5 protein-coding genes are annotated in these 8,265 nt (G+C 40.2%); 3 read left to right on the forward strand and 2 right to left on the reverse strand.

Annotated features, from left to right (window positions below):
• Positions 1-167: 167 nt before the first annotated feature.
• Genes EV194_RS13990 through EV194_RS14000 form a run of 3 tightly spaced genes read left to right on the forward strand, consistent with a single transcriptional unit; the run spans position 168 to position 2,976 of the window.
• Positions 168-761, forward strand: coding sequence for a sugar transferase (locus tag EV194_RS13990; RefSeq protein ID WP_132434662.1), 594 nt, complete (start codon positions 168-170; stop codon positions 759-761).
• Between the two features lie 17 nt (positions 762-778).
• Positions 779-1,786 (forward strand): glycosyltransferase, encoded by a 1,008-nt coding sequence (locus tag EV194_RS13995; protein WP_132434663.1) that lies wholly within the window; start codon positions 779-781, stop codon positions 1,784-1,786.
• Positions 1,787-1,809: 23 nt separating this feature from the next.
• Positions 1,810-2,976: a DegT/DnrJ/EryC1/StrS family aminotransferase gene (locus EV194_RS14000; protein ID WP_132434664.1), complete on the forward strand. Its 1,167-nt coding sequence runs from the start codon at positions 1,810-1,812 to the stop codon at positions 2,974-2,976.
• A gap of 296 nt (positions 2,977-3,272) precedes the next feature.
• Here EV194_RS14000 and EV194_RS14005 read toward each other — a convergent pair whose 3' ends face one another.
• A complete protein-coding gene (locus EV194_RS14005) occupies positions 3,273-7,160 on the reverse strand; it encodes a M1 family aminopeptidase (protein ID WP_132434665.1) in 3,888 nt (1,295 codons plus the stop codon).
• Between the two features lie 193 nt (positions 7,161-7,353).
• Positions 7,354-8,265, reverse strand: a 912-nt coding sequence (locus EV194_RS14010) for a DUF5018 domain-containing protein (protein ID WP_132434666.1), incomplete at its 5' end; no start/stop codon positions are given.

Genomic DNA, 8,265 nt, shown 5'->3' on the forward strand with positions numbered 1-8,265 from the left:
GTAAGTCCCACAAATCCAGTTGTATAATCAAGGTTTTGTAAGGGGTGTTTCTGTCCGAATAACCTTTAGCGAATCTTCTTTGTCTTCAATTTGGCCATGTAGCTATAAAGTTTAAAGATAAACTCATAACACTTTGCACTTCCAAAACGTTCAATTTCTAAATTTTTATGCTCAAAAGAATATTTGATTTTCTCCTTTCTCTGTTTTTGTTGTTGATTTTTTCTCCTCTGTTTGTTTTGGTGGCTTTGGCTATCATGCTGACGGATGGCTTACCGCTTTTCTTTATTCAAAAGAGAGCGGGAAAAAACGGGACATTTTTCAGAATGTATAAGTTTCGTACCATGAGTGTGCGAAAAGAAGCAGCTGATGGAAGTTTTGATGCAGGTGATGTCAGTCGGGTGACAACCATTGGCCGGTTGCTGCGGAAAAGCAAGCTTGATGAATTGCCTCAATTGTTTAACGTTCTAAAAGGTGAAATGTCCTTTATTGGACCTCGTCCCGAAGTTGAAAAATGGGTGCAGACTTACCCTGAGCGTTGGTCGGTGGTATTGTCCGTAAAACCCGGGATTACAGATAATGCATCACTTGAGTTCAGAAATGAAGAGGAGATTCTTATGGCTGCCGAAGATAAGGAGGGTACCTATCGCAACGAAATTTTACCCCGGAAACTTGATTTGTATGAAGATTATGTGAGGAATAACAGTTTCTTTGGCGATTTATTGATAATTGTCCGTACTTTTTGGGCCGTACTTTTTAAATAGTTTAATCATAGTTAAATATGCAAACCACCGTTTACGTTGACCGTGCCTGCGACATCCTTTATTCGTCGTATTATATCTATGGACTGAAAAAGATTTTTGGGAAGGTTAAATTTTCAGGGAAATTTTTCAGCCAGTTTAAGCATAATAACACTTTTGTGCCGGTTGTTGTAAAGACCGGCAAAAACCTGACAAAGTTGGTTTTCGATTTTGGCGATAGTTACGTCATTGATGAGGCGGCAATGGATTGGTGTGATGCATACGGGAAAATAAACATCAACCCTGAAAAAACTGATTTGTCGAAATATCCGAAATTGGTTTCCGTTGGTCCCGGGTTTGCTATTCGTTTGTATTCAAAAGCAGGCACAGCTTTAAGAGCCGTTTTTAATTATCTTTTAACCAATAAAAGAGTTCCGGATAAGCGTCGATTTTTTGCCGACTATTATGCGCAAATGAACCGGCAATATTTAAGCTATTATCAGAAAAAAGAGACAACCGGCGATTATATCTTTTTCGCCGGAGCCTTATGGAAAAAGGAGGAGCAAACCAACCAATACCGAGCAAATTACATCAGAGCATGTAAGAATGTTGACGGCGTAAAATTTGAAGGAGGTTTTGCTCCGCGTTCCCGGAATGACATTCCGGGATATGATGATTTAACCATGGAAGAAAAAGTTCCCATGTCTGATTATCTCACAAAAATTAAGGATTCGGCAGTTGTTTTTAATACACCTGTTATATTGGATTGTCATGGATGGAAATTAGGAGAGTTCATGGCTTTGGGAAAGGCCATGATTGCCACTCCCATCAAGAATCTTTTGCCGGTTCCTTTGGAACACGGCAAAAATGTTCATTTTATCAATGGCAATGAAAACGAAGTGTTTGATGCTGTTAAAAAGCTTACATCTGACCATTCATATCGCCATCAAATTGAAAACAACATAAAAGAGTACTTTAACGCCCATGTTACTCCCGAAAGGAGCGTGGAAATTGTATGTGAGAAGGCTGGCGTCAGTTCCGGCAAGTAGTACCAAATTAATGATTTTATACGATGTTGAAAATTCCATTCTCCCGTGTCTCATGCAGTGGCAATGAGTTTAAATATTTAGAGGAAGTAATAAACAGCGGATGGCTCACCACTGCCGGAAAGGCTATGAAGTTTGAAGAGATGTTCAAGGAACGAACCGGTGCAAAGTATGCCTGTTCTGTAAACAGTTGTACTGCTGCGCTTCATTTAGGTTTGGAGGCGTTGGGGGTGCAGCCAGGTGACAAGGTGTTTGCTCCGGATATGACCTTTACAGCTACGGCTGAGGTGATTCGTTATTTAAACGCCGATCCGGTATTTCTGGATGTTGAGTACGAAACTCAGCTGATTACTCCTGAAATTCTTTCGGAAGCCATCAAAAAGCATCCCGATGTAAAATATCTGATTGTGGTTCACTATGGCGGCCATGCTGCCGAGATGCTGAACAGCCGGGGGACAGGGATTCTTGATATTTGTAAAAAACATGGAATCCGGGTGATGGAGGATGCTGCGCATGCTTTTCCGGCATCTTTGAACGGGAAAATGGTTGGGAATATGGCTGATGTAACCTGTTTCAGCTTTTACGCCAATAAAACCATAACAACCGGCGAAGGCGGTATGCTAACCACCAATGATGAGGATATTTACAAGCGGGTTAAAACCATGCGTTTGCATGGTATTAACCGAGATGTTTGGGACAGATTTACATCGGATAAACCGTCATGGGAATATGATGTAGTGGCTCCAGGGTATAAATATAACATGCCTGATATAAATGCGGCTATTGGTATTGCCCAAATGGAATATGCCGAAGAGATGAGATTGGCGCGCCAAAAAGTGGCAGAGATTTATTATCGGGAGTTGAGCGATATGCCAATGATTGACTTGCCTGCATGTAAAGTGCCTCTGGAGAATCATGCCTGGCATCTGTTCCCTGTGGTTTTGAATGAAAAATCACCTGTTTCGCGTAATCAGTTTATTGAGTTAATGTCGGAGGCAGGAATAGGTACTTCTGTCCATTATAAACCCATGCATCGCATGAGTTACTATCAAGATAGATATCAGCTTAAACCGGAAGATTTTCCTGTGGCGGAAAAAATCTGGAAGGGGAATGTATCGTTGCCCATTTATCCGCTTTTAACTGGTGAAGACATTGACACAATTGTGGCAACAGTGAAGAAAATCCTCTCATAAATATCATATCTGAAATGAACCAAACAACAACGGCTGCCTTTTTAGGCAGCCGTTGTTGTTTAGTCATCCCACGAGTCAAGTGGGTTTTTTTCAAACATCCTATCCCTAAAAGGAGAATTGTTATTTGCTTTTTGTGGTGAGGTCTCTTCAAATGCAGATGGAAAAACGGGAGGTCTAGATTCTCCAAGCAAAGTAATGGTAAAATCACAAGGGACTATTGTGATTTTTGGTGAATGATATTCTTTTTTTAATATACAGTCCATTCCAACACCTCCAGCTTATACCGTTCTACCAATTTAAAAGACAATTTTTCTATTCTTCACATTATTCTCCCATATTATTGAAATAATATAAATGCCTCTCTGGGGAAGATTTATATTGTTTTCTGCGTAAGGTTGGAGTGTTCCGGTTGAAATTCTCCTTCCTGTTGAATCATAAAGCAGATAGAAAGGTGATGATTTGGTTTCGGGGTAAACGATAATTCCATTTTCAGAGTTATAAACATGTACGTCATCATTGCTTGGGTTTTGTATCTCTGAATTCAATTCCTCTTCAAACCCGGTGGCGGTTGATTTGGTGATAATGAGTTCGAAACGGTCATCAATGAATGTTGGAGTCAACTCCTCCTTCTCAAATTCAGAATTCTCATCATCATCAATGCTGATTAAAACCCTGTGTATTTGTCCGGAAGTTAATTCGGTAATATTTCCGGTAAGTTTGTCATTGAGAAAAACTATGGTGTTTTCAGGTAATTGATAATCGCCTAATTTTATGATTAGGACTCCGGATTTCCTAATATAAACACCAATTGGGATGGTCATGTTATCCTCAGGTGGCAATGCATTTATTGCTAATTTTCTTGATTGGGATAAACTATAAATTTCTGCCATATCCGGATTACTACCAAATAGTTTCTCGCTGTCAAATCTATCAGAACCGTTTTTGGTTGCTTCAGCAACCAAAGCAATGGCGGCTTCGTCTGTGTAGCCACCAAATAGAGATTGAATTTTCAAATAAGGGTAGTTTAGTATTTCTTCTGTTTTGAGATATGAAAAGGGGTTTTCAGTGATTGCCTCTGGAGTGAATGTGACTGAGCCATTGGTTTGGCCCTGTGTGATTCTTACCCAGATTGCATGGGATGACGGTATAAGATATGGAGGTGAATTTAATCCCACTCCTAATCCTGTATGGTTGTTATAAGCGGCATAAGTTCCTGTTTCATTCTTGTAAATCCAGAAAAGGTCGTCAATATTCTCCTTTTCAAGAAGTCGCCAATCCACCGCTGCTGTGTATGGATTCCCGATGAAATTCCATCCCAGCCCTGCGGAAGTTCTTGTTACAGGAACCATTATTGAACCCGAATTCAGAACTCCTGAGAACAGGATTGGGGAGTTGTTTTTAAAAACCATACCTGTACCCGGAACAAAAGTTGTTTCATCATCCATTATGACAAATGTACCTGTTGGGTTATGATATGTATATGTTGTGCCGGTAATACCTGTAAAAGTTTTTGTTGCCAATGAGCCTGAAACCGGGGAACTCATGGCATAATTGTATCCAGCGTTTGTAATAATTTGCTCAATTTTCACATTTTCAGGCGACACTATCAGACTGCCACCTTTGGCTACATACGAAGCATTTACATCGACAGAAGATTTAAGGCTGAATTTATCTGTTATGGTTAAAACACCGCTGTTGTGAATCAAACTTGCTCCCGCAGCAATGGTTATATTGCTTATGGAAATGTCGTTATTGACGACTGGGAAATTCTGGCTTTGAGCACTAATATAAACGCTCATACCTGGTAGTGGTACTCCGTGACTCCAGTTTCCTGCGTGACTCCAATCCCCGGAAACGGCTCCTGTCCATTCATTTATTATTTCTGAATCGTCATCTGTCTCAACTATTACTGTATAGCTTTTTTGAGTGCCATTTTCAGCAGTTACAGTATAAACTACCGGAATTGAAAAATCCTGTGATTCTCCTGATGCCGGGTTTATGGTGGCGTTTAAAGATACAGATATTTCAGGTGTAAGTGAGTTAATGTTTGTGCCGGGAGGCATCAGCACAAGGATGGTTTCTTCTTCATGATTGATGTTGGAGCTAATCTGACCGGAAATAACGAAAGATGAAATTTGTTTATTATCGCTTGCGACAGTTGACACATAAACTGTATATACTCTTTGGCTATTATTGACTCCTGTTACAGTGTATTCTACAGGATCAGTGAAGTCCTGATTAACTTCAGAAGCCGGTGAAATGATGGTGTTGCTAGTTAACCCAATGGTAGGGCTTAGAGAACTGATGTTGGTGCCAGTCGGCATGGAGATGTGAATGGTGCGATTCGATTCGTTAATAAGAGTGCTGTTTTCCTGTCCCGGAATGGTAAATGATGTGATCATTGGTGCTGGTGGAACTGCCAGGGAGTTTTCCCTATAGGCATGATTAATCAGCCAATTGTCCGGGTCAAACTGTATGCTGGAAACGGGTTTGTTGTGATTGAAATGGTACGATTGCAGTTTATGTGTATTGTAAATACGCTCCCTTACATATGTCCCATCATTAAAGTTTATTTTTAACTCTACTCTATTGTCAAAGATTTCCCGGAATCCATGCCATTCTTTTTGGACTTGATTGAGAGTTACCCCTGTTATCCCGGTAGATGGATTATATTGGAAGTTGTAATCGTAATCTGCAAAACCAACGTCATATACCCATTGATCGAAAAAGTTATATAAGTTCCTCCCGGATAATGTTTCGACGTATTGTCGAAACATTTCGGTATCAACATATTTATACTTAAATAGAGGATCCTGTGCATAGGATTTAATGATGTCGAAAAACATTTCATCACCCAAATAGTGGCGGAGCATATGAAGCACCCATGCGCCTTTTTGATAATAGTAGGTAACAAAAACCTCAGAAGGATTGCCATCATCTTGCAGAAAAAGAGTTTGGGTTTCATTCCACCTTGAATTCATGTCATTCATCCATGAATGATAGGCGTTTTTGCCATTTACATATTCTTCGTAGAGAGCTTCGGCGTAGGTAGCAAATCCTTCATTAAGCCAAATATGTTTCCATGGGGTATTGGTAATAGAGTTTCCAAACCACATATGCGCTAATTCATGAACCACCAGCCACCAGACACCCGGTGCAACGGAGCCCATAACTGAGTTGGTTTGGTTTTCAATAAACCAGTAATGAGCAATTTGGGTCATCCCATAGGTTTCATCTTTAAAGGGATAATCCCCAAAGTAATGGATAAAGGCATCGAACAATTCAGGTACTCCGCTGAAAGTGGATTGAGCGGTGGTGTAGTGTTGCGGGAAAACGTAATATGTAAGGGGAAAATCGTGCCCATTGCGGTTGTATTGTTCTCCAAACACCCGATAGTTTGATACTGAAACTGAAACGTAATATGGAACAATGGGGTAGTTGTGTTCCCATCTGTAAGTACGCTTGCCTCCCGATATTTCATCACTTACCAGCATCCCATTGGAAACTGCCATAAGTGGATAATTGTTGTATGTTTGGTCGGGAACGGTTATGTCAACCTTAATGCTATCTGCTTTGTCGTATGGTCCATCTTTGCATGGAAACCAGTAATGTGACAGGTATGGTGTGCTTAGGGTGGTGACTGATGGTACTGATGATGAATGTTCATCGAATCGAAAGCCTTTGATCGTGCCGGAAGCAACAATCGGAGTCCCATGGTAATGAATCCGCAGTTTAACTGATTCGCCGATTTGGTATGGTCGGTCAAGGGTGATGTTAATGGTGTTGTTGCTTAATCTGTTCCAGGATGCTCCGTCTTCGCCTATGGAGGTAATTGTCATTGAATTGTGCAAATTCAACCGAAGTTGCGATAGATTATTTACCAACGGAAATAATTCTATGTATGTATTTCCAGAAATTGACTTGGCAGAAATATTTACATCAAGCGTAATGTGGTAAAAGGTGATGTCGATATTATCATCTGTGTCAAGGAGGTTTGTTGCCGATTTAAGGGACATGTATGTATCCCATTCCTGTTGCATAAATTCTTTCCTTGCTTTTTGTTCTTCAGATAAACCTGTTTCCGGAAGAGATGGTCTTTGACGCTTTTGTGCTTCCAGGTTGGTAGTAACATAGAAAAGAGCCACAGAAGTAAGGATTAACAGGAGTTTATTGGACGTTCTCATCTCTGTAATTTTGGTCTTATTTTATTCTAAATAAGATGCAAAATACGGCGAGATTCGGATTAAAGCATCTTGTTTTTTATAGATGTATGCTTATTGTAGGCAGTCAGTTCTTTTTTGGTGACGAACGATTATTCCCGATCATTATGATCGGGAATAACATTCCTGAAATCAGGTGATTAAAGGTGTTTTTAGGTTAATTTTTGTTAACGAGGATTCTCAGGATTGAAAGTTGATTGTTAGTTGTAATTACCTTTAATAGGTAAACCCCACTACTGAAATCCGAAAGATTAATTCCAATACTTAGTTCATCGGAATAACTCTGATAAAACATCTGTCGTCCATCAGGAGCTATAATCCTGATCGTTTGAACCGGCAAATTACTTTCCACGTTGATTAAACCATTTGTTGGGTTTGGAAATGCTTTAATGCTTACCGAATTCTCCTCCGAAATAGTAGTCGATATTTCATTTGTGACTGTTACCAGCCATACTTGTTGATCACCACTCTCAGAGGTTACAATATATTCCACACTCTCCGTGAAATCACGAGGTAAACCTGAAGCAGGGGAAATTTCTGCGTTTTCAGAAACCTCTATTTCCGGAGTCAGGTTGTTCAATGCGTATCCCGGAGGCATTTTCAAAGATATCGTAAAGTTTTCAAAATCAATTTCAGTTTCACTAACTTGATCATTGATATAGAAATAAGTTATGTGAGCCTCATCGTTTGGAGCCATGGTGACTGTCACCAAATACTCATTGGTGGTTACTCCATCTTCAGCTGTTACTCTGTAGGTAACAGAATAAGAGAACTCTTGTAAATCTTCCGAAAGTGGTGTGATCGTTGCATTTTCGGAAATGTTTATCTCTGGTGTCAGGTTTGTCAGATCCGTCCCAAATGGCAAGGTTATGCTGATTGTACCTGCGTCATCATCAATTAATCCAGTTTGTCCGGAAATAGAGAAGCTGGTAATGAGCGCTTCATTGTTTGGCGCCAAAGTGACCGTTACCAGGTATTCTTTGGAGGTTGTTTCATCTTCCGCCGTTACAGTATACTCAACAGGGACAGAGAAATTCTGTTCCACTCCGGATTGCGGATTGACGGTTGC

The sequence above is a fragment of the Natronoflexus pectinivorans genome (assembly GCF_004345615.1).
Lineage (GTDB): Bacteria > Bacteroidota > Bacteroidia > Bacteroidales > Marinilabiliaceae > Natronoflexus > Natronoflexus pectinivorans.